The sequence below is a fragment of the Bacillus sp. SIMBA_031 genome (assembly GCF_046535225.1).
Lineage (GTDB): Bacteria > Bacillota > Bacilli > Bacillales > Bacillaceae > Bacillus > Bacillus velezensis.
In genome coordinates this window covers 1-271 of the sequence record NZ_JAWRXC010000245.1, presented here as the reverse complement: position 1 = coordinate 271, position 271 = coordinate 1, and the positions used below count along the sequence as shown (strand labels likewise).

Below are 271 nucleotides of genomic sequence, written 5' to 3'. Positions count from 1 at the left end.
CTCGTTGGCTGGCGCGAGCCGCTGCGCAACCGTTCCGACAAGTAGGGCCGGCCGAGCGCCACCGTATGCACCGCAGCCAGAACCTCTTTCATCGCAGCCCCTTTTTCGATCACGGCCAACGCGCCAGCCTTGAAAATGGGATCGATCATCGCCAGACTTGTGATCCGGGTGAGAACAACAATTTTCATATCGGGATACTGCTCATGCAGTTCCGAGATCATGCTCAGTCCGTCGGGTCGCGCGCCGCCTGGCATGGAGTAATCGGTGATGA

The 271-nt window shown here is 59.0% G+C and carries 1 protein-coding gene; it reads right to left on the bottom strand.

The genetic code is table 11. The features are described from left to right. A partial coding sequence (locus SB724_RS20185) for a response regulator (protein WP_410572630.1) occupies positions 1 to 271 on the bottom strand: 271 nt, incomplete at both ends.